Annotated in this window: 23 protein-coding genes; 3 read left to right on the top strand and 20 right to left on the bottom strand. The window is 58.5% G+C overall.

Annotation, left to right across the window (positions count from 1 at the left end):
- Positions 1 to 11: 11 nt before the first annotated feature.
- The 10 genes from ACYVM5_RS10060 to pdhA all read right to left on the bottom strand — a co-directional run bounded on the left by ACYVM5_RS10060 (position 12) and on the right by pdhA (position 10,545).
- Positions 12 to 2,138 (bottom strand): peptidylprolyl isomerase, encoded by a 2,127-nt coding sequence (locus ACYVM5_RS10060; RefSeq protein WP_460617994.1) that lies wholly within the window; start codon positions 2,136 to 2,138, stop codon positions 12 to 14.
- Positions 2,139 to 2,302: 164 nt separating this feature from the next.
- Complete coding sequence (locus ACYVM5_RS10055) at positions 2,303 to 2,566, bottom strand: hypothetical protein (protein ID WP_342296033.1); 264 nt, start codon at positions 2,564 to 2,566, stop codon at positions 2,303 to 2,305.
- Positions 2,567 to 2,577: 11 nt separating this feature from the next.
- The gene (gene lptC / locus ACYVM5_RS10050) at positions 2,578 to 3,156 is read right to left on the bottom strand and encodes an LPS export ABC transporter periplasmic protein LptC (protein WP_460617993.1); all 579 of its coding nucleotides are present in this window, start codon (positions 3,154 to 3,156) and stop codon (positions 2,578 to 2,580) included.
- 27 nt (positions 3,157 to 3,183) lie between these two features.
- On the bottom strand, positions 3,184 to 4,515 hold the full coding sequence (locus tag ACYVM5_RS10045) for a hypothetical protein (protein ID WP_460617992.1): 1,332 nt from the start codon (positions 4,513 to 4,515) through the stop codon (positions 3,184 to 3,186).
- Entirely contained in the window at positions 4,502 to 5,242 is a 741-nt protein-coding gene (locus ACYVM5_RS10040) for a type III pantothenate kinase (RefSeq protein WP_460617991.1), read from the bottom strand. The genes ACYVM5_RS10045 and ACYVM5_RS10040 overlap by 14 nt, the downstream gene beginning before the upstream one ends.
- A 95-nt stretch (positions 5,243 to 5,337) precedes the next feature.
- Positions 5,338 to 7,329: a pseudouridine synthase gene (locus ACYVM5_RS10035; protein ID WP_460617990.1), complete on the bottom strand. Its 1,992-nt coding sequence runs from the start codon at positions 7,327 to 7,329 to the stop codon at positions 5,338 to 5,340.
- A 151-nt stretch (positions 7,330 to 7,480) separates the two neighbouring features.
- Complete coding sequence (locus ACYVM5_RS10030; RefSeq protein WP_198069582.1) at positions 7,481 to 7,864, bottom strand: TraR/DksA family transcriptional regulator; 384 nt, start codon at positions 7,862 to 7,864, stop codon at positions 7,481 to 7,483.
- 186 nt (positions 7,865 to 8,050) lie between these two features.
- Positions 8,051 to 8,527: a 6,7-dimethyl-8-ribityllumazine synthase gene (gene ribH / locus ACYVM5_RS10025; RefSeq protein ID WP_460617989.1), complete on the bottom strand. Its 477-nt coding sequence runs from the start codon at positions 8,525 to 8,527 to the stop codon at positions 8,051 to 8,053.
- A 181-nt stretch (positions 8,528 to 8,708) separates the two neighbouring features.
- A complete protein-coding gene (locus ACYVM5_RS10020) occupies positions 8,709 to 9,485 on the bottom strand; it encodes a tetratricopeptide repeat protein (RefSeq protein ID WP_460617988.1) in 777 nt (258 codons plus the stop codon).
- A gap of 58 nt (positions 9,486 to 9,543) precedes the next feature.
- Positions 9,544 to 10,545, bottom strand: coding sequence for a pyruvate dehydrogenase (acetyl-transferring) E1 component subunit alpha (gene pdhA, locus ACYVM5_RS10015; protein ID WP_198069710.1), 1,002 nt, complete (start codon positions 10,543 to 10,545; stop codon positions 9,544 to 9,546).
- 253 nt (positions 10,546 to 10,798) lie between these two features.
- On the opposite strand from pdhA, the gene recF reads away from it, so the two are divergent.
- The gene (gene recF / locus ACYVM5_RS10010; protein ID WP_460617987.1) at positions 10,799 to 11,914 is read left to right on the top strand and encodes a DNA replication/repair protein RecF; all 1,116 of its coding nucleotides are present in this window, start codon (positions 10,799 to 10,801) and stop codon (positions 11,912 to 11,914) included.
- Positions 11,915 to 11,986: 72 nt separating this feature from the next.
- Positions 11,987 to 12,298, top strand: a complete 312-nt coding sequence (locus ACYVM5_RS10005) for a DciA family protein (protein ID WP_460617986.1) — start codon at positions 11,987 to 11,989, stop codon at positions 12,296 to 12,298.
- Between the two features lie 254 nt (positions 12,299 to 12,552).
- Here the strand turns inward: ACYVM5_RS10005 and ACYVM5_RS10000 are convergent, their stop codons facing one another.
- Together ACYVM5_RS10000 and ACYVM5_RS09995 are read right to left on the bottom strand one after the other, a co-directional pair.
- A complete protein-coding gene (locus tag ACYVM5_RS10000) occupies positions 12,553 to 13,050 on the bottom strand; it encodes a helix-turn-helix domain-containing protein (RefSeq protein ID WP_460617985.1) in 498 nt (165 codons plus the stop codon).
- Between the two features lie 135 nt (positions 13,051 to 13,185).
- Entirely contained in the window at positions 13,186 to 14,046 is an 861-nt protein-coding gene (locus ACYVM5_RS09995) for a glycerophosphodiester phosphodiesterase family protein (protein ID WP_460617984.1), read from the bottom strand.
- A 156-nt stretch (positions 14,047 to 14,202) separates the two neighbouring features.
- Here ACYVM5_RS09995 and ACYVM5_RS09990 point away from each other — a divergent pair, with 156 nt between their 5' ends.
- Positions 14,203 to 14,799, top strand: coding sequence for a hypothetical protein (locus ACYVM5_RS09990; protein WP_460617983.1), 597 nt, complete (start codon positions 14,203 to 14,205; stop codon positions 14,797 to 14,799).
- Between the two features lie 89 nt (positions 14,800 to 14,888).
- Here ACYVM5_RS09990 and ACYVM5_RS09985 read toward each other — a convergent pair whose 3' ends face one another.
- The 8 genes from ACYVM5_RS09985 to ACYVM5_RS09950 form a co-directional block, all read right to left on the bottom strand.
- Positions 14,889 to 15,179, bottom strand: coding sequence for a PLD nuclease N-terminal domain-containing protein (locus ACYVM5_RS09985; protein WP_460617982.1), 291 nt, complete (start codon positions 15,177 to 15,179; stop codon positions 14,889 to 14,891).
- A 103-nt stretch (positions 15,180 to 15,282) separates the two neighbouring features.
- Positions 15,283 to 15,945, bottom strand: coding sequence for a rhomboid family intramembrane serine protease (locus ACYVM5_RS09980; protein WP_460617980.1), 663 nt, complete (start codon positions 15,943 to 15,945; stop codon positions 15,283 to 15,285).
- Positions 15,946 to 16,032: 87 nt separating this feature from the next.
- Complete coding sequence (locus ACYVM5_RS09975; RefSeq protein WP_460617979.1) at positions 16,033 to 17,004, bottom strand: polyprenyl synthetase family protein; 972 nt, start codon at positions 17,002 to 17,004, stop codon at positions 16,033 to 16,035.
- A 118-nt stretch (positions 17,005 to 17,122) separates the two neighbouring features.
- Positions 17,123 to 17,428: a DUF2695 domain-containing protein gene (locus ACYVM5_RS09970; protein ID WP_460617978.1), complete on the bottom strand. Its 306-nt coding sequence runs from the start codon at positions 17,426 to 17,428 to the stop codon at positions 17,123 to 17,125.
- A gap of 172 nt (positions 17,429 to 17,600) precedes the next feature.
- Positions 17,601 to 20,084: a ribonuclease R family protein gene (rnr, locus tag ACYVM5_RS09965; protein WP_460617976.1), complete on the bottom strand. Its 2,484-nt coding sequence runs from the start codon at positions 20,082 to 20,084 to the stop codon at positions 17,601 to 17,603.
- 355 nt (positions 20,085 to 20,439) lie between these two features.
- Positions 20,440 to 22,344 (bottom strand): ABC transporter ATP-binding protein, encoded by a 1,905-nt coding sequence (locus ACYVM5_RS09960; RefSeq protein ID WP_460617974.1) that lies wholly within the window; start codon positions 22,342 to 22,344, stop codon positions 20,440 to 20,442.
- 698 nt (positions 22,345 to 23,042) lie between these two features.
- A complete protein-coding gene (locus tag ACYVM5_RS09955; protein ID WP_460617972.1) occupies positions 23,043 to 23,708 on the bottom strand; it encodes a lipoprotein signal peptidase in 666 nt (221 codons plus the stop codon).
- A 175-nt stretch (positions 23,709 to 23,883) separates the two neighbouring features.
- Positions 23,884 to 24,555 carry a lipoprotein signal peptidase gene (locus ACYVM5_RS09950; RefSeq protein ID WP_460617971.1) on the bottom strand — a complete coding sequence of 224 codons (672 nt, stop codon included), beginning with the start codon at positions 24,553 to 24,555 and terminating at the stop codon, positions 23,884 to 23,886.
- Between the last annotated feature and the right edge of the window lie 161 nt (positions 24,556 to 24,716).

The following is a 24,716-nucleotide window of genomic DNA, read 5'->3' as shown; positions in this document are numbered from 1 at the left end:
GGATTGACGTCCTAGAAAAACTTGGTGCGGTTGTCTTTCACGTTGGCATGGGCCTTCACGGCCTCGTAAATCTTGCCATCCTGCTGCTGGGCGCGCTGCTGGGCCAGCTGCTGCTGCACAGCTTTCAGGTTGGTATTGGCCACCTGCGGCGTGGCTACGCTCACGGGCTCAATCACCAGCACACCTTGCTCGCCCTGAATCGGAGCCGATTTCTGGCCGGGCTTCAGCGCGTAGGCTTTGCCCACGGCCAGCGGCTCGAAGCCGATGTTGGCAATGTTGCCCTGGCCCAGAATCACGTTCTCAGCGGTGCCTACCTGAGCGGTGGGGCCGTATTTGGTAGCCATTTCTTCCAGGCTGCCGGTCTTGGGCAGCTTGGCGATGATTTGCTTGGCCTTCTCCTCGTTGCGCACCATGGCCGACAGCTCGGGCTTCAGGTTGGCCACGGTAGCGGTGCCTTTAGCGCGCTCGTCGGTGAGGGCAGCAATGACGTACTGGTCACCCATTTCGTACACTTCCGAAATATCACCCACCTTGGTTTCGGTACCGTTCGGGTTGAAGCCGAAGGCCCAGCGCACCAGCTCGCGGGCGTTCTGCAGGTTGTTCACGCTGCGGGCACCGCGGTCCAGGTTTTTGGCTTCCTGCTTCTGCAGGGTCTTGTCTTTAGTGGTCAGGGCGCGGAAGCTGGCGAGGTCCGTAGCCTGGCCTTTCAGCTCCTGGGCCTTGGCGTAGGCAGCTTCGCGGGTGGCATCGCTTGGCGCGATGGTTTTCTTCACCTCAGCCACCTGGTAGGTTTGCTTGGTGGGCGCAGCGGTGATTTTGATGATGTGGTAGCCGAACGAAGTCTCTACCACGTTGGGCAGCAGGCCGGGGGCCGTAGCGCCGAAAATGGCTTTCTCGAACTCCGGTACCATCCGGCCTTTGCCGAACCAGCCGAGGTCGCCGCCCTGCTCCTTGGTACCGTCGGTGCCGAACTGGCGGGCCATGGCCGCGAAATCGGCACCGCCCTTGATTTTGTTCAGGATATCCTGCGCCTTGGCTTTCGCGGCGACTTTGGCTTCGGGCGTGGTGCCTTCGGCCTTGATGAGGATGTGGCTGGCGCGGGCAGCGGGCTCTTTGCCCACGCCCGTACCCGTCACTTTGTACAGCGAATACGTGCCGTTCTCAGCGTAAGGGCCGTAGATTTTACCCTGCTCCAGCGGCAGCTGCTTACGAAGCTGCTCAGGCAAATCGGCGGGGCTGCGGAAAGCCTTGTTGTAGGGCTGTTCCGAGTTCTGCATCACAAACAGCGAGTCGACCGGAGCCGAGGCAAACTGCGTGGTCAGCTCGGCCATCGAGGTTTTCACGGCGGCGCTGTCCTCTTTCGAAGCCACTACCGGCACGGTGATGTATTCCACCGAGCGGCCGTCTTCCACCTTGTACTTGCCTTTGTTCTTGTCGAGGTAGGCCTGCAGCTGCTCGTCGGTCACTTTCACGGCCGAGTCGGAGATGCTGCCGTAGGGCACGAACAGGTACTTCAGCGTTTCCTTGGTGTTCTGAGCGGCGTCGAAGCGCTTGGCTTCGGCCGTAGTCACATACACCGAGTTTTTCAGCAGCGCGTTGTACTTGTTGGCAAGGCGCTCAGCGGGCAGGTTGGCTTCGAAATTGTGCCAGGCGGCCTGGTTTTCGGGGGGCAGCTTGTCGAGGTTTTTTAGGTACTCCACCAAGCGGGCTTTGTCGAACTGACCCGTTTTCTGGTCGGTGAAAGCCTGCTTGATGCCGGGGCTGATGTTGTCGCCCTGCACCATGTCCACTAACTCGTCGTCGCTCACGGCCAAACCCAGCTTGTCCCACTCCGGCTTGAAAGCCATGCGGTAAATGGTCTGGTTCCAGGCTTGGTCGCGCAGGTAGCCGAGGGCTTGCTCGTCGGGTTGGCGCTGCTGCTGGGCCACAAAAGCCTGCTTGGCCTGCTCCAGAGCATTGTTGTAATCGGCCAGCTCTACTTTCTCGCCCGCCACTTCGCCCACGGTCTGGTCGTTGCGGTTGAAGAGCCGGTTTTTGCCGCCCACCAGGTCGCCGCCCACAATGAAGAGCAGCATCCCGACGGCTACGGTACCCACCGCCCAGCCAGATTTTTCCCGAATCGTGTTAATTAAAGCCATTTACTTGTCAAAAGAATCGAAGTCTGTGTTGGTCAAAAGAGGCGCAAAATAACCAGAATTTGACCGGCAATCAAAGTTTTACCGTTTTTAAAGTCCTCACCCAGCCCGCCCCAACCGATTGCATTGCCCTCATTGGCAAGGCTACATTTAGTTCCAATACTGGCCTATCGGCGTTTTTTGGTCGATTTGGCCGGGGTTTTGGCGCGGGCCTGCTGGGCCAGCTTGGCTTTTTGCTCGGCAATTTTTGCTTCCAGCCGCTCCTGCTGCCGCCAGTAGAGCAGCGGCATCCAGCAGGCCATGGCTACCATGAAAATCCAGTAGTTGCGCATCAGGTCGTTGAACAACAGCGTCTGGTAAATGCCAATAACCATGGCCACCACGCCCACGGCGAAGAGCACGGTGCGCAGCAAGTCTTTGTCAAATTTCATGGGATTGTGTTTTAACGGGCCGGCGGTGGCGATGCCACGGCCTGCGGCGCGGCAAACACGCCGGTGGGTCGGGTAATCTTGTACCGCGAGAAATTCTGATTGGCTTTCAGGCCGTAGCCCGTGAGGTACTCGGTGGGCGTACTTACCTTCACAAACATGGCCGAATCGGTGTAAATCAGCTGTTTGGTCTTGTCAAAGAACAGTTCCTCGGTGTCCATGTTCTGCTGCTCGGGCACATTCATGACGTGCACCTTGCCGCGCATGATGTAAAGGTTTTTGGCCTTATCCGACTTGCCGTAATTCGCTTTCAGCGTGTTGATAACGTTCTTCTTGCCATCGGCCGAGTAGAACGTAACCAGCATGCCCTTGGGGTAAACGATGTCGCCATTCTCGAACTGCTGCTCCAGCGGAGCCGTCAGCTGAAACTTCAGCTTGGCCGAGTCACTCACCAGCGTCAACACGTTGGTGGTTTCCATCAGCGGGCCGGTGTAGACCTCCAGGGGGCCGGTGGCGGCTTTTTTTTCGCAGCCAGCCAGGGCCAGTGCGGCCAGCATTGCCCTCACTCCTGCCACGCGCCACGATGCTTTCACTTAGATATCGATTAAGTAATTCCGGCCTTATTGCAGGCGGCGCTTGATAAACCAGCGGTTGTTGAGCGTGATGCCCAGCTGGCCGCGGATGTAGTTTTCCTGCACGTTGCTGCTGCCCGTGGTAGCGCCCACCAGCTCCGTATTGCCGCGCACGCCGTAGGTGAAGGCTAGGCTGATGGTAGTAGCCTCAAGCGGCGTGGCCGTGGGCAGCGGGAAGCCAAAGCCCCAGCTCACCGACCGGTCATACAGCATTTTGCCACCCGGCTGGTACGGCAATTGCGCCAGCGAAATGCCGGCCCGGTAGGCTACCCGCTGAAAGTAATGCTCCACCGAACCCGGGTCCGGGGTAATTTCTCCTCCGAGGCCGAAACGCATGGTGTTGCTCAGCGCCGGTCCGGTGGAGTTGAAGCTCCGGAACTGCGACCATTGCTGCTGCGCCACATCCAGGTTCAGGCTATAGTTCTTGTCGTTGTCGAAGCTGATGCCAACCTGCGCCAGCGCCGGCACAAACGTGCTGCCCCGGCCGTCGGTCACCACCGTGGACGTGCCCACCAAAGTGCCGTTGGTGTCTTCGCGCTCCTGGGTGTTGGTTTGTTGCCCTTTGAGATTATGAGCGAAGCTGTAAACGCCGCCCAGGTTCATATTGAGGTTCTTGCCGAGCTTCTGGCGGTAGTGCGCGCCGGCCCGGAAAGCAAAGTCCGAATAGCGGGTGTGCTGGCGGTCCACGGCCTTTTCCAGCGTATTGGTGCCGTTGGTCACCACTACGGTCGTGCCCGTGGTTTCATCCACTACGCCAAACACATACGAGGCCGTGAAGCCCAGCGTGAAGGCCTTGGTGATACGCACACCCTGTCCAAAATAGGCTTCCGAAACCCCGCCCGTGCCTTTCAGCTGCGTGAGCGACTGCGCCGGCTGCCCGGTAGGCGTATTGGTTACGTCTTTCACGATGTTCGACTCGTAGTCAACCGCGCTGAGCGGTTTCAGGCCCACGGCCGCGCCCCATCTCGAGCTCAGCGGTACCGACATGGCAAAATAGCCCAGCGTGCCGTTGCCGGTGCGGCTGGAGGCGCTGGCGTTTTTTACCGTTTTGTATTGCCCGCTGTAGCCGGCCTCAAACGTGGTCCGGCCCGTGTAGTAGAGCATGGCCGGATTCAACTCGTTCACATTGATAGAATTGGGTGCGGCCAGGCCCACGCCGCCCATGCCCATCTGGCGCACGCCGCCGGTGTTGGCGTTGTATTCGCCCAGGCCGATGCGTGAGTACGGCGAGTTGCCGAGGCCCTGCGCCTGTGCGCCGCCGGCCGCTGCTACCGCCAGGCTTGCCAGCACCAAACGCTTCATCTCTTTATTTGTCAACATGATAAACTAGAATCCGATTAAGACCAAGCAGCACCAGCTCGGGAACTACAAAGATACGAGGCGGGAGCCGGGCCGCCAGAAACGCGGCATCCCCCCCGGTCAGCAACACCCCAATGCCGGGGTATCGCTGTTGATATTGAGCTACTAAGCCGTTGATTTCGGCTACCGTGCCGTTCACTACGCCGCTCAGCAGGCTCCCGGTAGTGGAGTCACCCACCAGCGGAATCGTTGCATCCGCGGCGGGCAATTCCAGCAGCGGCAGCCGCCCCGTGAAGGTGTGCAGCGCCCGCAGCCGCATGGCCAAGCCCGGCGCTATGCTGCCGCCGTGATAGGTACCATCGGCCGTCACGAGGTCAAACTTCAGCGCCGTGCCCGCATCGATGATGAGGGTATCCTGGCCCGGGCGCAGGCCGGCCGCGCCCACGGCGGCAGCCAGCCGGTCGGCTCCCAGCGTGTGGGGCGTGGCATAGGCATTGCGCAACGGCACGGGTGTAGTGCCGGGGCTAAAACCCAGCACCTGGCCCGGCACCAAATCCTGCAGTTCTTCTACGGCCAGCACCGCCGCCTCCGCCACCGAGGCCACAATGACGTGCAAGGGCTGCCAGCGCTGCACCAGTTCCCGCACCGAGGCCGGCGTGAGGCCGGCCGCCATTTCGCGCAGCAGCGGGCCATCGAAGCAGCCCGCCTTCACGGCCGTATTGCCAATATCCAGAACCAGGGTCCGCATTCTTTAAAATGAACAATGAGGAATGAAAAATGAGGAATTGAAGGCTGCCCAGACGGACAATTCTTCATTCCTCATTCTTCACTCCTCATTTTTTCTTACAGGAAGTATTTCAGACGAATCACCTCCTGCTCGCTCAGGAAGCGCCATTTGCCGCGCGGCAGGTCCTTCTTGGTGAGGCCCGCGTACTGCACGCGGTCTAGGGCCACCACTTCGTAGCCGAGGTGCTCAAAAATGCGGCGCACGATGCGGTTACGGCCAATGTGGATTTCAATACCCACAAAGTGCGCGTTGCCTGCCACCACGGCCACATCGTCGACAACGGCTTTGCCGTCTTCCAGCTCTAGGCCTTCCGAAATCTTGCGAAGGTCGTCCTCGGCCAGCGGGCGGCTGAGCTCAACCTGGTAGATTTTTTTGTTCTTGTGCGAGGGGTGCGAGAGCTTCTGGGCCACTTCGCCATCGTTGGTGAAGAGCAGCAGGCCGGTGGTGTTGCGGTCGAGGCGGCCCACCGGAAAGATGCGCTCCTTCGAGGCGCTGGCCACCAGGTCCATCACCGTGCGGCGGCCCTCCGGGTCTTCCGTGGTGGTGATGAAATCCTTGGGCTTGTTCAGCAGCACGTACACCGACTTCTCGCGGTTGAGATTGGTTTTGCCGTACTGCACGGTGTCTTCGGGCTGCACTTTGTAGCCCATTTCGGTCACCACTTCGCCGTTTACCCGGATTTCGCCGGCCGCAATCAGCGCATCGGCTTCGCGGCGCGAGCAAATACCGGCGTTGGCAATGTAGCGGTTCAGGCGCGTCTCATCCACACCAAAATCGTCTTCCTCGCGGCGACGCTTGTTGCCACGGGTTTTGTCCTGCTCGTAGTGCTTCAGGTTTTTGTAGTCGGGCGCCTCGCCGGGGCGCTCGCCGAAGCGGGGCTTGTCGGCGCGGTTTTCCTGCACCACGGGTCGGGCAGCACGGGGCTTGTCCACGCTGGCACCGTAGCCGGTACCCGAGCGGCGCACGCTGCGCTCCTGCGCTTTCAGGGCCTCGCGGCGCTCGGCAAAGCTGCCGGGAGCCGGCGTCCATTTCTCTTTCGAACTCCGCTTTTCGTAGCCACCGGGGCGCTCGCCGGTGCTGCGGCTGCTGCCGGGCGCACCATCGCGGCGGCCAAAGGCACCGGGCGTGAACTTGCGCCCAAACGCAGCCTGGTCGGCGCGGTAGTCGGCGTTACTGGCATTGTCGCGCTCAATGTTGGCATCGCGGCGCTCGTTGCGTTCGCCACGCTCCTCGCGGGGCTGCGGCGGATTGGCCTCAAACGGCCGAGCCGACCGGATTGGCCGGTTCGGGCCGCGCTCATCGCTGCGGCTTTCGCTGCGGTCGAAGTTCTCGGGCTCGCGGGGCGTGCTGCGGCCGAAGCTGCTACCGCCGCGCGGGCTGCTATCAGCATCCGTGGCGTAGGGGTTAGTCTTCTGAAATTTGCGGTTGCGCTCGCCGGGTTCGCCGCGCGGCACGGCCTTTTCGCCATCGCGGCGGTAGGGCTGGCCATTCCAGTTCTCCTTGGGCTGATACGGGCGGATGGGCCGGGCATCGGTGTTGGCGCCGCGGTCGTTGCGGTCACGGTCGCCGCCGAAGCTGCTGCGCTCGGGACGGGGCTCGACGGTACGGCCGTAGCTGGTGCCGGTGCGCTGCTCCTTGCCCATACGGGGCCGCTCGTCGCGGCGCTCGAAGGGACGGTCGTTGCCGAAGCTTTTGCCGCCACCAAAGCTCTTGCCGCCGCCGAAGCCACTGCCGCCTTCGCGCTGGCCACCGCCGTAGCTGCTGCCATAGGGGCGCTTCTCGCCGCCGTCAAATTTCTTTCCTCCGCCAAAGGCTCCGCCCGACGGACGGCCAAAGGCACCATTGGTAGCGGGGCGACCAAACGCGCCGTTCGAGGCCGGACGGCCATTGCCGCCAAAACCGCCGCGGTCGTTGCCACGCTCGCCGCCGCGGCTGCTGCCCGGCCGTTCGTTGCGGCCGGCACTATTGCCACCAAAGCCACCGGGACCACCGGCATTGCGGCCGCCGCGACGGTCCGCCTTATCTTCTGAAAAATGTTTCTTGCCCATGGGGAGAAAAGTTGCGTGCCGTATCGCTACGGTACAGGTTAAAAAAAGGTCGGCATCAAGTAGCCGGCGGTCAGAAGCGGGTCAACAACATCAACCCAAATAAAATTCTGACTACCGGCTACTTAATGCCGACTACCAAAAAAGCGGCGAATTAGTCGCGCCGGGCCATTTTGGCTTCAATCGAATGCTGGGTGTGCGGTACGGCGCGCAGGCGCTCCTTGGGGATGAGCTTGCCCGTGCCGATGCACACGCCATACGTGCCGTTTTTGATGCGAACCTGGGCGTTTTCGAGCTGCTGAATGAACTTCATCTGGCGCGAGGCCAACTGGTTCATGCTTTCTTTCTCGGCAGTTTCAGCGCCGTCCTCCAATACTTTGGCCGACGAGGCCGTGGTGTCGGTGCCCGAGTCGTTGCTGCGGTTCAGGGTTTCCTTGATGAAAGACAGTTCCTTGCGGGCCGCTGTCAGTTTTTCCTGGATAATCTGGTCGAACTCATTCAAGTCCTCCCGCGAATAGCGAATGTTGTCGTCGTTCATTGAATTGAGAAAAAAGGACTGCTGAGGAGTGTTAAGTATTTATCAAAGGCAATTACCATGCAACGCCCGGGCCTGCTAAATGGTTTGGCAAGCTGAAAAAGCTATTACCACCACCTCTCCAGCACCTTGCGGGCTTGATTTTGCGGGTGCAAAGTTACGTGTTTCGGCGCGCTTTTCCTCCGAATGCTAAAAGCCCAGCATTTGGATGGCTGCCACAGCCGCTTCTACGCCCTTATTACCATGCTTTCCACCGGCCCGGTCCCAGGCCTGCTCCAGCGTATTCGTTGTCACCAACCCAAAAATAACGGGCTTGTTGAACTTCAAACCCACCTGGGTGATGCCCTGCGCCACGGCGTGGCAGATGTAGTCGTCGTGCTTGGTTTCGCCCTGAATAACCACGCCCAAGCAGATAACCGCATCAATCTCTTCGTGCTGGGCTAGAAACTGTGCTCCCAGTGTCAGTTCGAAACTGCCGGGTACGCTGTTGCGGTAGATGTTATCGGCCACGGCTCCGTGCTTTATCAGGGTATCATAGGCCCCGGCGCTGAGCACATCGGTTATCTCGCGGTTCCAGTCGGCTACCACCAGGCCAAAGCGCTTGTTGCTGATGTCAATAAAAGTAGAAGCGTCGTATTCGCTCAGGTTTTGCAATGAAGTTGCCATATCGCGGTTGGTGTTCGGAGGATGGGTTTATTCAGCGGCATTTCTCGGCCGGGCCAATAAGCAGCAACGGCTCCGATGGTTTGCTTTCCCTTTGTTTAAAGTAAAAAAATTGCGCTCCCTCAAAGATGAGGAAGCGCAATTAAAACTTGTGATGCGGGCCTAACTGGACCGCTCACATGACTTATTTCTCCAGCTTGGCTTTGTACTGGCGAGCTTCCGCTACTTCCTGGGCCGTGGGGTAATCGGTGATGATGCGGTCGTAGGCTTTGATGGCACCTTCGTCGTCCTTGGCCAGCTCGCGGGCTGTGCCTTCCTTCAGCAAGTAGCCGGGCGAGAAGAACTCGTTGGCGTTGTGCTCGGCGGCTTTGGCGTAGAGGTCGGCAGCTTCCTTCGGCTTGTTCAGTTCCAGCTGCGCGTCGCCCATCAGCGAGTAAGCACGGCTCTGTACCAGGTAGTCGTCGGAGCTAAAGTCCTCCAAGTAATCGAGGGCGGCTTTGTAGTCGCCTTTCTTCAGCGAAGCTACGCCGGCGTAGAAGTTGGCGAGGTTGCCGGCCTTGGTATTGCTGTATTCATTGGCTACGGTGGTCAGGCCGGGAGCCTTGCCGTCGCCTTTGATGGCTTTGTTGAGCGAGTCGGCTTCCCAGTTGTTCACAGCGCGGAACATGCTGGCCTGGGCCTTCGAGTCCTGCTGGTTGCGCCAGGTGTAGTAGCCGAAGCCACCTACCACGGCCAGCACTACCACAGCCAGAATACCCAGCAGCAGGCTGCGGTTGTTGCGCACGAAATCCTCGGACTCGGCCAGGCGAGCAGCCAGGGCGTCCGGGTCTTCCAGCAACGGATTTTCAGACGGTACAAATTCTTCAGCCGGGGCCAGCGGGTCGGCGGGCACGTTGGTCTGCTGGTTGGCTTGCCCCTGGCGGGCCTGCTGGCTCTTGCCAGTGTACGGAATCTTCGACATTACAATGGGTATTGCTACGGCGGCCCGCAAGCAGGCCGGGGGCCCGGGGCCCGGTTAATTAGTCGTGGATGTAGGGATAATCGGCCTGCACGTACACGTCCTTGTACAGTTCGTCGGGCGTGGGGTAAGGCGAGTTTTCGGCAAACTCAACCGAAGCCTGAACAGCCGCTTTGATGCGCTCGTCAATGGCTTCGAGGTCAGCTTCGGTGGCGAAATTATTCGTCAGGATGGTGTGCCGCACGCCCTCGATTGCATCGCGGTGGCGGTAGTCTTCCAACTCCTCTTTGGTGCGGTACTTGGCCGGGTCGCTCATCGAGTGGCCCTTGTAGCGGTAGGTCTTGAACTCAAGCAGCGTGGGGCCTTCGCCGGCGCGGGCGCGCTCGGCGGCGCGGGCCACGGCCTCGTGCACATCCTCTACGCGCATGCCGTTCACGGGCTCGGAAGGCATGTCGTAGCTCAGACCAATCTTGTAGAGGTCCGTCACGTTCGAGGTGCGAGCCACCGACGTGCCCATGGCGTAGCCGTTGTTCTCAATCACGAAGATGACCGGTAGCTTCCACAGCATGGCCATGTTGAAGGCCTCGTGCAGGGCACCCTGACGCACCGCGCCGTCGCCCATCGAGCAGATGCAAAGCTTGCCCGTCTTGTTGTACTTCTCGGCGAAGGCGATGCCTGCACCCATCGGCACCTGGCCGCCCACGATGCCGTGGCCGCCCATGAAACCTACTTCCTTATCGAAGATGTGCATCGAGCCGCCTTTGCCTTTTGAGCAGCCGGTGGCTTTGGCAAATAACTCGGCCATCACGGCATTGGGCGAAGTGCCCAGGGCCAGCGGATGGGCGTGGTCGCGATATGCGGTGATGTATTTGTCGCCTTTTTCCAGCGCCGACACCTGACCGGCTACACAAGCCTCCTGGCCGATGTAGAGGTGGCAAAAACCTTTGATTTTCTGCTGACCGTAGAGCTGCCCGGCTTTGTCCTCAAACTTGCGCATGAGCTGCATCTGCTCGTACCACTGCAGGTACGTTTCCTTTGGGAACGTAGCCGTGGAGGCGGGCATCGTCGTAGCAGAACCTGACGCCGCCGCTGTGGGCTTATCGGTTCCAGGCATAACGGGGTCGGGCTGGGCCACGGTGGTCACACCGTTGCTCTTTCCTTTGGCAGCTTTAGCGGCTGAACCATTGGTAGCCTTCGGGGCCGTCGGTTTTTTAGAAGCAGCTTTTACTTTCGTATCCGCCATAGCACTGTTAAGGAAAGAATAATTCGCGTTGGGAGGGCGAAATTACGTAAAACTGCTGGCAAATCCGCACCTTATGACTCTTGACTCCCTCCAGCTTCTTTTTTTTAAAAATTATGACGACGCCGCGCTTCGTTTATCGCCCGGCCTCAATTGCTTCATCGGTGATAATGGGAGCGGCAAAACCAACTTACTGGATGCGATTCACTACCTGTCCCTGACCAAAAGCGCCATTACTGCTTCAGACGCCCTTTGCATTAAGCAAGGCGCTGATTTCTTTGTAGTTAAGGGCGTTTTTTCTTCAAATAACACTTCTGAGAAAGAAACTATTCAGGTAAGCCTTCGCCAAGGCCAGAAAAAGACCGTTACGCACGATAAGCAGGCCTATGAGCGCATGGCCGACCACATTGGCCGCTACCCCGCCGTCCTCATTTCTCCATACGATACGGACTTAATTCGCCAGGGCAGCGAGGAGCGTCGCAAGTATTTCGACAGCCTCATGGCGCAGCTCGACCATGAGTTTCTGGAGCAGCTTATCTCCTACAACTCCTTGTTGCGTCAGCGCAACGCCGTGCTCAAGCAGGGCGGGCACAGCAATACCCATGGCTTCGACCGCGACTACCTGCTGGCCATTGATGAGCAGCTTGCGCCATTAGGCCAGCAACTCACGGCACTACGTGAGGCTTTTCTCGTCGACTACCTGCCCATTTTTCAGCGGCACTACGAGCAGCTGGCCGACGGCCGGGAGCAAGTCATGCTCACTTACAAGAGCCAATTAGTCGGGGCCAATTTTGCTCAATTGCTTCGCCTCAACGAGCGTAAGGATTTCGTGCTACAACGTAGTACCGTGGGTTCTCACCGCGACGACTTTGTCTTTCTAATGAATGACCAGCCCGTGAAGAGTCATGCCTCCCAGGGCCAGCAGAAGTCGTTTGCCATTGCACTTAAGTTGGCCCAGTTCGAGCTGCTCGCAGCCAAACAGCAGAAAAAGCCCTTGCTCCTCCTCGATGATATTTTCGACCGTCTCGACGATAAGCGCATTGCCCGCCTGCTGGAGTTGGTAGCCGATGAAACCTTCGGCCAGGTTTTCCTGACCGATACCAATCTGGAGCGCACCGACCAAGCACTTGCTCGGGTAACAGTATCCATCCTCCGATTTCGGGTACAGAATGGCACTGTGGCACCCGTTTAGACACCGAGCGGCAGTACCTTTGCGGCCTCTCACCGGGCTGCCTTTCGCTGGGTGAATTTGCTCATTAGCTCCGTGAAAAAACCCTCTGCTCCTTCCCGCTCCGGCGATATCATTCCGCTCAAGGAAGGCCTCGAAGCACTTGTTCGGGCTTACCGCCTTCAGGGCAAGCTCAACGAGGTGACGGTGGTATCGAGCTGGGAGCGGGTAATGGGCAAAGCAGTCGCCTTGAAAACCCAGGAGGTTTACGTCAATAAGGGCCGGCTCTTCGTGCGTCTCAGTTCCGCTCCGCTCAAGCATGAGTTACTCATGGCAAAGACCCGTGTGGCCGAGCTCATCAATGCAGAAGTTGGAGATACGGTGGTAACGGAAGTCATCTTCCTATAGCCGTATCGAATCTGGTGGGTACCTAAATTTTTGGCGATACCCCAATTCAATACCTGGCGAAAATCGATGTCTTTTTTGCTGTTATTGGCAAGTCAAGTATCGGTTGTTGTAAGTTCCCTCGTGACCAAAGGATAGGGTCGATGGTTGAGCCTTATTGGTGATTACCCTCCCCTGCTTTACGCTCCCAGAATCGGCCCTAGCTCGAACACTGCACCCATTAACAGAACAAAAATGTTTCACGTGGAACGTTTTTGTCACTTCGGCCCATACACCCTTAACAGGAGTTCATTGTATGATTCGAGAAGGGCTATGTACTTAGTCTGGAGTGCCAATAGCTGTTTAGACAGGTCAGCGTCAGTATTAAGTGTTTGTGTTACACGCGATGTAACTTGATTTACAACTGAAGTTTTCTGAACAGGTGTTACAAACGGCAATACAGATTGTTGCACGCTTGTAATTTCATCGGAGAAATCGTGATTAATTATTTCACCGATTCTTTTTACAAAACTGTAATCAACTGTCTCGTCTTTGAATTTACGGTAGATGGTTGGACGTGTAATACCCAGCTCATCGACGATGCGCGTAATGGAAATACCACTGTTTTTGATGGCTTCTTGAAGGATTTCGCCTTGATGTGGCATAGAAATGGTGTTGCGTAACGCTGATGCAAATATGTTTAATGTATCTCGATTAAACAAACACAATTGAACATTAATTACACTTGTAACAATGCCAAGCAACTCGGACAACATTGTTTCATTGTTACAAATTATGTATAATACTAAACACGTTTACACTTTACAAATCATTACTGTAACACAAAGCGCTTACTAGTTGATACACTAAAACTTTAATTAGCTGCAGACGGCCTAGCACAAAAACAACCCTTACAAAGGCCGTAGCTTAACCAAATCCAGAAATCGGTTTGGGTAATCGGTTGTGATGCCGTCTACGCCGAGTGCGATTAGGTTTATCATATCGGACTGTTGGTTTACGGTCCATGGTACAAGCCGAAGGCCTGGGTAGCGACTCCGCAACTGATGCACTGCTGCAGCTGTAACAGTAGTAAAATCGGGGCCCAACGTGGTGGGTACATAGCCCAGTTCCTGGATGCTGGCAAACCAGGATTGGTCGGCTTCGAGGAGCAGGCAGGTGGCGAGGTCGGGCTGTTGATGATGGAAGAGGCGAAGAACCCGTGGGTCGAAGCTGAGCACAGTGGTACGGGCTGAAACTTGCGCCTTGTTGATTTCAGCCAGGACCAAGGGCAGGAAAGATTCGGGAGTGGGATGGAACACGTTGTCCTCGGCCGGGCTGCTTTTAATTTCGATGGCGTAGCGAATTGGTGGGCGGCCGGAAGGGCGACCTACTGCTTCAATGGCGGCCAATACTTCCCGCAATAGCGGCTTGTAAGCCGGCTCAGAAACTTGCTCAGGAAAGGCCGGATGATGCCGCAGGCCGCAGTCGCACCGCCGAATGGTGGTGTAGAGCATCTGGTAGAGGTTGAAGCGCGGAGAGGTGCTGTTTTCGATGATTTTGCCTTCAGGGTCGAGGCAAATAGCCGGATTGAGCCATGCCTCATGTGAAACGACAACCTGATGGTCGGCAGAAATAACCACGTCCATCTCGAGCACATCGACGCCGAGGGTAAGGGCGTGCAGAAAGGCAGGCAAGGTATTCTCAGGACGCAGGCCCCGGCAGCCGCGATGTCCGTGGAGCTCTGGAAGTGGGGTTTGAGAAGAAGCAGGCATGAATTAGGTATTAAGTGAGAGATAGGTAAAGTGCGCGAAGTAGCAATGGACTAAAGGGGTCGCTAACGAAGCGCGGTGTTCGCTACGCGGTTTGGGGTAATTTTGCAGCTCATCCTAACCGTTTATGATTTCATGAAAAAACTACTGCTACTTGTTGTGTTGCTAGCTCTCGCAGCCGGCGGGTACTATTACTACCGAAGCCTGAAGCAGGGCCCGAGTGGGGCATTGGTTTCGGCCGCCGCAGCGGTGCAGACGCACGACATGGCGATGTTTGAGAAGTACGTCGATGTTAATAGCGTGACTACCCACCTCGTGGATGACGTGGCCCAGCAGAGCTCAATCTTAACCTCGCTGCTGCCCGGCGGCAGCCTGATGATGGGAGGAGCCATGCGGTTGCTAAAGCCCGCGCTGGCCAAAGCGGCGCACCAGGAAGTGCAGCGCTATGTAGAAACGGGCTCGCTGGAAGCAGCGGCAGCAGCAGCCCCGAAGCGCATGGTTAACATTTCGCTCACGGGGCTGGCCAATAAGGTTGTGAGCCCGGACAGCGAGTTTAAAGGCATCAAATACACCCGGGAGGAGGGCGATAATGCGTTCGTGGGCCTGGAGGTGACGCAGCCCAAATACGACACCACAATGGTAGTGGAAGTGAAGATGCGCCGCCAGGGCGACCATTGGCAAATGACGCAGATTACGAACAGTGGTGAACTGCTACGCGGCGTGGCACGATTGGAGAAAAAGCGGCTGCTGAATTAGGCTAACAAGAGCATTCAAGAATGCTTTAGAAACGAAAATGCCCCGACCAGATGGCCGGGGCATTTTCGTTTCTAAAGCACTAGCAGCGGTTACACGATGCCGGTGTTAGACTTACCACGGCCGGCGAAGAGGTAGTAGATGATGAGGCCGCCCAAGGGGAAGATGAAAATAATGACGGCCCATAGCAGCTTCTTGCCGATAGTCCAGGGCTGACGGAATACGTCGAGCATGGCTATAATGTCGAGGGCGAGCAGAACGTAGCCCCAGGTGGCCAGGCTGCCATCGTTGTTGAAGCGGCTGCACGAGGTGGCCAGTAACATCAGCGGTAGGAGAAGGGCCGCGAGCGGCAGGCGGGACGTGTAATGACGAAGGGTACGCATGACAGGGGAAACAAGGTGAAAGAATGTGTTTGAGTTTCCCTTACGCAATGGGTTTCAAATAAGATATGAGAATTCGATATTATTAATATCAATTAATTGATAATCAAGCATTTAAACCAATAAAGCGGCTGATTTGGCGAATAAACTCACTACCAGCGGCGGGCATGAATAGCAGCGTGAGCACTACGCCGTAGATGGCCCCATAGAAGTGGGCATCGTGGTTGATGTTATCGCCCCGGCGGCGGCCCTGGTAGTAAGAATAGGCCAGGTAGAGGAAGCCGAAGATGAAGCCGGGAATGCCCACGGGGATAAACATCATGTAGATTTTATTCAGGGGTGAGTAGATGACGCCGGCGAAGAGCACGGAGGCTACACCGCCCGAAGCCCCGAGGCTACCGTAGTTGCGGTCGTCGCGGTGGCGGAAGTAGGTGGGAATGTCGGACACCACGATGCCGCCCAGGTAGAGTAGCAGGAAGCGCCAGATACCACCCATTGCTCCAAAGCCATCCATACCGGGGGCGCCAGTGCCATTGGCCAGCACCACTAGCACCAGTTGCCCGAAGGAGTAGAAAGCAATCATGTTGAAGAGCAGGTGGCCCCAGTCGGCGTGCAAGAAACCGGAGGTGAGGAAGCGGTACCACTGGCTGTTGTCGCGGGCCATGCGGTAGGGCCGCAGTATCCAAGACTCCATGAGGTCGTGGTTGGACCAAGCGTAAGCGGAAACGAGGACCGTGAGGCCGACGAGAATTAGAATGGGATTGAACACAAGGGATGGAAATGCAGCACATGCTTTCGCCTGTGCACGGTGGGGACGGGCACAGGCGAAAGCTTGTGCTGCAAGAGGGCATAGCCCCTAGCTTTCGCGGTCCATTAGTTGGAGCGCCAATTGATGGATGGGTTGCTTGCGCTCATTTGGCGCGGCTACGCGTTCCAAATGCTGCAGCGCATCCTGGAAGTAGGAGTTGATGAGAGCTTCGGTCTGGAGGCGAATTTCGAGCTCGTCGTAGATGGCGCGGACGGCCGCTACTTTGACGTCGGCATCGGCTACGGGTTGGCCGATGTGGCGGGCTAGGGTTGCTTGTTGGGCGGGGTTGGCTTGGGCCTGAGCGGAGAGCAGCAGGAAGGTTTTCTTGTCAGAAATGATGTCCCCGCCCACGCGCTTGCCGAAGGTGGCGGCGTCGCCGTACACGTCGAGCAGGTCGTCGCGCAGCTGGAAGGCCAGGCCAATGTCGGTGCCGAACTGGCGGAGGTGCTCGGCATCTTCTTCGGAAGCGCCGGCCAGGCGGGCGCCCAGTTCCAGACAGAAGCCGAGGAGGACGGCCGTTTTCAGGCGAATCATGTCCAGGTATTGGGCGATGCTGACCTGGGGCTCGGTCTCGAAATTCATGTCCCACTGCTGGCCTTCGCACACCTCAGCGGCCGTCTGGCTGAAGCGGGCGAGGATGCGCGGGAGTAGCTCCGGCTGCACGTCCAGGAATAGCTCATAAGCGCGCACCAGCATCACGTCGCCGGAGAGGATGGCGACGTTGGGGTTCCACTTTTCGTGTACGGTGGCCTGGCCGCGGCGCAGGGGCGCCTGGTCCATCAGGTCGTCGTGGAGGAGCGTGAAGTTGTGGAAGACTTCGGTGGCCAGGGCGGGCTTGATGATGCCGCTGAGCTCGTCGGTGAAGAGGTGGGCACCGAGCAGCGTGAGCAGCGGCCGGATGCGTTTGCCGCCCAAACCCATGATGTAGCGGATGGGGGCGTAGAGGGTATCGGGCTGCTCGCCGTAGCTGAGCTGCGCCAAGGCGGCGGTGATGTTAGCGGGGAAGTCGGCTGGGGTCATAGGTGGTGCAAAGAACGGGGGCATCTGTCATTGCAAGAGAAGCGTAGCGGAACGCGGCAATCCGTCCTCTCAATGCGACCAGCCCTGAACTGCGACAACCCAAACAGACGAGCCTAAGTTATCGCAGTAAGCCCTCGTACTTCTCCTCAACATTCGCCAAAGCTTCGCAGTCACAATAGCCGCCAAAGTCGCCAAGCCATTGCTTGATGGATTCGAAAGCGAGGTTGTTGCTGGCAGCAAATTCTTGGGTGAAGCGAAGCGTGTCGTCGCAATCGTGTTCCTCCAGTTGCCGGTCGAGGTAGTCGAAAAAGGCTTGCAGCTTCTCCTTCGGCATCGGCAGCACCGCGAGTTTCTCCGCGTCGGCTTTTTGCCGCAACTCATTTTGGATAGCCTTGCGGCGCTGCTTTTCTTCCTGGGATGGCATACTTGAAAGAGGAATAGATTCGGGATAAAGCTAGACGAAAAAGCCCCGACTCTGAGTTGAGTCGGGGCTTATGTTCGGCTGAAAAGTGAGCTTGTCACATCTCGGGGTTAGTCGCATTGGGAGGAAGGATTACCGCGGTCCGCTGCGCTCCCCTCGCAATGACAGGCGACGGTTATCGCCGCTTGCCGCCCTTGTGCCCGCCCTTGCTGTGGCCCTTGCCGGTGCTGTGGTCGCGGTAGCCGCGGGGCTCGCTGCTGCGCTGTTTGCGCTCGTCGGCTTCGCGGCGCTTCACGGCGTCGGGGCGGTCATCGACCAGTTCGAAGTCGATGGTGCGGTCGAGCAGGTTGGCGGATTTTACGACTACCATCATCTCGTCGCCGAACTGGATGATGCGCTTGTTGCGGCGGCCCACGATGCGGTAGTTGTCTTTGTCGAGCTCGTACTCGTCGCCGGGAATGTCGCTGATGCGGACCATGCCTTCGCACTTGTTCTCCTCGATTTCGATGTACATGCCGCGCTCGGTGAGGCCCGACACCACGCCCTTGAAGGTGTTGCCGATTTCGTCGGCCATGAACTCGACCTGCTTGAATTTGATGCTGGCGCGCTCGGCGTTGGCCGCTAGTTTCTCGCGGGCCGAGGAGTGCTTGCACTCTTCTTCCACGGGCTCGACGGGCACGTTCTTGCCGCCGAGCAGGTAGTGCTCCAGCAGGCGGTGGGCCATCATATCCGGATAGCGGCGGATGGGCGAGGTGAAGTGCGAGTAGTGGTCGAAGGCCAGGCCGAAGTGGCCGAGCGGCTCGGTGGTGTAGATGGCCTTGCTCATGGTGCGAATGGCTAGGCCCTGCAGCACGTTTTGCTCGGGCTTGCCCATCACCTCGGAGCTGAGGTTGTTGAGCTCGGTGCTGATTTTTTTCGGGTTTTCGAGCTTGAGCTTGTAGCCGAATTTCTGGGCGAAGAGGGCGAACGTCTGCAGGCGTTCGGGCTCGGGCGCGTCGTGGGTGCGGTACACCATGGTGAAGCGCGGCTTGGTCTTTTTGAGGTTGAACACGAACTCGGCCACTTTGCGGTTGGCCAGCAGCATGAACTCCTCAATCATCTTGTGGGCGTCCTTGCGCTCCTTCACATACACGCCGAGGGGCTTGCCGTTCTCGTCGAGCCGGAACTTCACCTCCTGGGTTTCGAAGGTGATGGCGCCCTGCTTGAAGCGCAGCGCACACAGCTTATGCGCGATGCCGTTCATCAGGTTTATCTCCTCGGCGTAGTCGCCCTCCTTGCTTTCGATGCGCTCCTGGGCCTCCTCGTAGCTGAAGCGGCGGTCGGAGTGAATGATGGTTTTGCCGAACCACGACTCGTAGAGCTTGCCGTTTTCATCGAGCTCGAACACGGCCGAAAAGGTCAGCTTGTCCTCGTGCGGGCGCAGCGAACAGAGGCCGTTGGAGAGGCGCTCGGGCAGCATCGGAATCACGCGGTCGACCAGGTAAACCGAGGTGGCGCGGTGCTTGCCCTCGCGTTCCAGCTCGGTGCCGGGGCGCACGTAGTGGGTGACGTCGGCGATGTGCACGCCGATTTCCCAGTGGCCGTTTTCCAGCTGCCGGATGCTCAGGGCATCGTCGAAATCTTTGGCGTCGGCCGGGTCGATGGTGAAGGTGGTGATGGGGCGGAAGTCGCGGCGGCGGGCAATTTCATCCTCCGCAATTACCTCGCTGATGCCTTCCGATTCCTCCTCCACTTCGGAGGGGAATTCGAAGGGCAAGCCGAACTCGGCCATGATGGCGTTTATCTCGGCTTCGTTGCCGCCGGCCGCGCCGAAGTTGCGGATGACCTCGCCCACCGGCTGCCGGCTGCTGTCCTCCGGAAACTCGTTGATGCGGACCAGCACCTTGTCGCCGTTGCGCGACTCGTGCAGCAAATGCGGCGGCACGAACACGTCGAAATATACCTTGCGGTTGTCGGGCTTCACGAAGCCGAGCGTGCCCTGAATCTGGATGCGGCCCACGATTTCGGGGCGCACCCGCTTGAGGACTTCCACCACGTCGCCCATGGGCCGGCCGTCGCGCGAGCCGCTGCGCACCCGCACCCGCACCACGTCGCCTTGCAGAGCAAACTTGAGCTGGTCGGTGAACACCCGGATGTCGTCCGACTCGCCCGTGCCCTCCGGCACCACGAAGGCGAAGTTGGGCGTGGCCAAATCGACGGTGCCGATGACGGTGTTCGACGGGGCGCGCTCGGGGCGGTCATCGCCATCCACGTAGTCGAAGCCGGCCGAGCGGCGGCGGTGTACAATGGGGTCCTGGCCGAACTCGGCCTGCACCGAACGGTTGCGGGGCGGGGCGATGGGCGAAGGTTCTTTTTTGCCCGATTTTCGGGCGCTGGACGGCATCAGGGCCGCCGCCACGGCGTCGGTATCGGCGAGGCGGTATTCATCGTTTTGAAGCAGCGTAATGAGGCCGTTTTTGCGCAGCACCTTGATGTGGGCAAAAATCTCCTCGCGCTGGCCCTTGGTCGTGACGCCGAGGCGGCGCGAGAGCTGGCGGTAGGCGAGGACTTTGGTGGGGTTGTCGGCGAAGACGCGCAGGACTTGGTCTTGGGTGATGGCCGCGGGTTCGGGCTTTTCGCGCTTGGCGCGGGGAGCCCGGGAGTTTTCGGGGGTATTCATTTGGGTAAAAAGTGGCCGCCGAAAAGTGGTTTGGTCGCAGGCGGCGAGAGCGGAAAAATGAGTGGCTGGCTGGGCCGCGCCGCTTAGTGAAACGCGGGCCGGGCCGGGAGGTTGTAGCGCGGGCTCTGCGAGTCCGCGCGTGGTTGGGATTGACGCAGTAGCCGCCAGAATCTGGAGCTTCGTCAGCGCTGCTTAAGTAGCATCTGGCGGCGCAAGGTATTGAGGCAAGCGCGGAGTAGCGCGGACTTTTAGTCCGCGAGTTAGTAATACAGGAACACAGGATTCCAGAAAATAACCCCGAGCCTGGGAGCGCGAAGTGTCGTTTCGGCGCGGACTAAAAGTCCGCGCTACAAGCTTACGCCCGGCTGGCTACGGCGGCTTCGATGTCGGCCAGGCTGTCCTTCGGGATGGCGGCTAGCAGGCCTTGGGTGTACTCGTGTTGGGGAGCGGCGTAGATGGCCGCCGCCGGGCCGCTTTCCACGATGCGGCCCTGGTGCATGACCAGCAGCCGGTCGCTCATAAACCGGGCCACGGACAGGTCGTGCGTGATGAACAGATAGGTGATGCCGAACTCGCGTTTGAGGTCGTTGAGCAGGTTCAGAACCTGCGCCTGCACCGAGACGTCGAGGGCCGAAACCGACTCGTCGCAGACAATCAATTTGGGCTGCAAGGCCAGCGCCCGGGCAATGCAGATGCGCTGCCGCTGCCCGCCGCTGAACTCGTGCGGGTAGCGCTGGAAATGCTCGTCGCGCAGCCCCACGGTGCGCAGCAGCTCCAGCACCCGCGCCTTTTGCTGCTGGCGGGTGCCGCCCACGTTGTGTACGCGCATTGGCTCCCAGATGGCCTCGCCCACGGTCAGCATCGGGTTGAGGGCCGCGTAGGGGTCCTGAAACACCAACTGCAAATCGCGCCGACGGCGGCGCAAGTCCCCGCTCGACAGCTTCGCCAAATCGGTCCCTTCAAACATGATGCTGCCCGCCGTTGGTTCCGTGAGGCGGAGCAGGGCCCGGCCCAGTGTGGTCTTGCCGCAGCCCGACTCGCCCACGAGGCCGATGGTTTCGCCGGGGTAGAGCGTGAAGCTGACATCGTCCACGGCCCGCACGTAATCGGTGGCCCGGCGGAAGAAGCCCTTGCGGAGCGGGAAGTAGACCTGGAGGTTTTGAACCTGTAGAAGCGGTTCAGAACCGTTGGGAGCGGCGGCCACGACACCTGCGGCAACGGGCGCCGAAGTAAGCTCGGCAGGGCGTGGAACATCCCCCAAAACGCCATGTTCCACGGGGAACGTTTTGGCGGTTTCAATTTTATCGTGTAACTGCTGGGCCTCGACTTGGGGCGAAGATTCTGCAAGTGCCTCATCTGGAAGCGAAACAACCGGCTCGGGCTGGGCCAAAAGTTGCCCGCTGGCGTCTTCCCGCATGAAATCGGCCACCACGGGGAGGCGTTTTTTGCCCACCGAGAGGCGCGGACGACACGCCAAAAGGCCTTTTGTGTACGGATGTTGCGGATTTGAAAAAATATCCAGCACCCTCCCCTGTTCCACGACCTTGCCCCGGTACATCACCAGAATGCGGTCGGCGATTTCGGCCACCACGCCGAGGTCGTGGGTGATGAAGAGGACGGCCGTGTTGTGCTGGCGGCGCAGGTCGTCGATGAGGCGCAGCATGCGGGCCTGCACGGTCACGTCGAGGGCCGTGGTGGGCTCGTCGGCGATGAGCAGGGCCGGGCGGCAGGCCATGGCCATGGCAATCATGACGCGCTGCTTCTGGCCGCCCGAGATTTCGTGCGGGTAGCTGCCGAAAATGGCTTCGGGGCGCGGCAGCTGCGCCTCGGTGAACAGCTCGATGGTGCGGGCCTTGGCGGCGGCTTCGCTGAGGTCGGTATGGAGGCGCAGGGCTTCCACCACCTGGCTGCCGCAGGTGTACACGGGGTTCAGCGAAGTCATCGGCTCCTGGAAAATCATGCCGATGTCGTTGCCGCGCACCTGGCGCAGGTCGGTTTCGGAGAGTTTCAGCAGGTCGGTTTGGCCCAGCTTTTCGGACTGGAAGATGGCCTGGCCGCTGGCAATGCGGCCGGGCGGCATTGGAATCAGCCCCAGCAGCGCCAACGACGTCACGGATTTGCCCGAGCCGGATTCGCCCACAATGGCCAGCGTTTCGCCCCGGTGCAGCTCAAACGACACGTTGTCTACGGCCCGCACGTCGCCGCGGTGGCTGGAGAAGTCAATGGTGAGGTTGGAAACGGTGAGCAGCGGGTTGGGCACGGAGGGAATTATGGGTGGCAGTTTAGGGTGGTTTTAAGCGGTTGTAGGCCGTTTTGGGCGGTTCAGGTACGCAAGAACGTCAATACACAAGAACGTCATGCTGAGCGTAGCCGAAGCATCTCTACCGCTTCGTTGGATTTCATTATTTGACGCTAAACCATATTCCACCAAGAATTATAATCGAGCTAGCAAACCAAAACCAGGTGAAGGCTTTTTTAATTTGCTCATGGTATTCCATTATCAGTCTGATAGGAAATCTGTCTAAGTTATTACTGTTATGCTTTATGTGATATTTCTTCTGTGCATCTACCATCACATACGACATCTGATTTGCGATTGAAAGCACGATTAGTATTTGGAACGAAGCCAGAAAAGAGCGCAGTAACGGATAATCATGTAGGCTATGCGATGGCATTACGTTTGACACAACTATAAAAGTCAGAAACGATAACAGCAGGGCAAAAACGAGTTTTCTTCTATCAATTCTTTTAGGAAGAATTATCAGAACATAGTATGATGCCCCTAGAAAGGCCATACAGAAAAATGCATTCATATACCTTTCTACCTAATGTGATTGAAAGTGCGGAATCTTCCCCTGCGTTTCATATTACTTATTCCAGCGAAGCGGTAAAGATGCTTCGACTGCGCTCAGCATGACCGTTCTACGGTTACCGTTCTACGGCCCGGCCCCTCCCCTACTACGCCAGCTTCTCCGCGTCGGCAGCGACTAGGGGCTGGGGCTCGTTGGGAGTGACGGGCTGCGATTCGTTGAAAAAGCGGCTCTGGTTGAGCAGAATCAGGGCGACGCCGATGAAGATGGATGAATCGGCGATGTTGAAGATGGGGAAGCCGTTGCTATACGAGCCGCCGATGAGAGGCCAGGATTTGGGGAAATAACCCACGTACAGCGGCACGAAAATCATGTCGATGACCTGGCCGTAGAACCAGCGCGTGGGCGAGCCTACAGGGGCGTTATTGTAGATAATTCCGTAGAAAATCGAGTCAATCAGGTTGCCGACCGCACCGCCGAGGATGAGGGCCATGCAGGCGATGTAGCCGGCCGCCACGCGCTGCCGGCAGAGGCGAATGATGTAGTAAATCAGCCCGCCCACGGCCAGCATGCGGAAGCCGGTGAGTACCAGCTTGCCGTAGGGCGCCGGCAGTTCGGCGCCGAAGGCCATGCCGGGGTTCAGCGTGTAAGTGAGCTTGGCCCATTGGCCGAAAACCGGGATTTCGCCGGCCGAACCGAGCTGCATGTAGGTGTGCACCAAATACTTCGAGAGCTGGTCGATGGCAATGATAAACAGGGCCAGTAGGAAGAATTTAGCCGCAGAATGCTGGCGGGTAGTGGGCGTTGGGTGCATTTCGAAGGGTGCCCGGGGGCGGAATTGGCGGGCAAAAGAGAACACAAAAGAACGTCATGCAGAGCGTAGCGAAGCATCTCGCGTGCCGAAGTAATCCATTCGATTGAGTTACTACCACACGCGAGATGCTTCGCTGCGCTCTGCATGACGTTCCTTTTCGTTCAAGGATGCGCCGTTACCCCAGATTCTCCGAGTCAGGAGCTATCAGCGGCTCGCTCTGTTTCTCAGTCACAGCCACGGGCTCTTCCTGTTTGAAAAAACGGCTCTGATTGAGCAGAATCAAGGCAACACCGATGAAAATGGAGGAATCGGCGATGTTGAAGATGGGCCAGAGCGAGACGTACTTCCCTCCTATCAGCGGCCAGTTTTGGGGCAGAAAGCCTTCGTAGATGTCCACGTAGAGCATGTCGATAACCTGACCGTAGAACCAGCGCGTGGGCGAGCCAAACGGCGCGTTGTCGTAGATGACGCCGTAGAAAATCGAGTCAATCAGGTTGCCGACGGCGCCGCCGAGGATGAGGGCCATGCAGGCGATGTAGCCACCGGCGGCGCGCTGCTTGCAGAGGCGGATAATGTAGTAGCTCAGGCCAAATACGGCTAGCAGGCGGAACCCACTGAGCACCAGCTTGCCATACGGCGCGGGCAGCTCGGCGCCGAAGGCCATGCCGGGGTTCAGCGTGTAGTGCAGCTTGGCCCAGTGGCCGATGAGCGGGATTTCGCCCGCCATGCCGGGCTGCATGTAGGTATGCACGGCCCACTTCGAGAGCTGGTCGATGGCAATGACGAACAGCGCCAGCAGGAAGAATTTAGCCGCGTTTTGCTGGCGAGTGGTGAGCGTTGGATGCATTCAGACGGGGCCAAAAGTGGCGGGAGCGACGGCCTGTTTTATTACCGTCCTTTTGTACCTTTTACAACTGATTGTCTGAGGTTTTGTGCGACCAAAGACGAGCTTATTGACTGTTTGTGCGGACGAGGACTCGCCGGGGATTTCACCTCCCGGCGAGTCGT

The organism is Hymenobacter ruber, from assembly GCF_054783255.1.
Note: the sequence above shows the minus strand (reverse complement) of the source record. Positions and strands in the feature narration are given on the sequence as shown.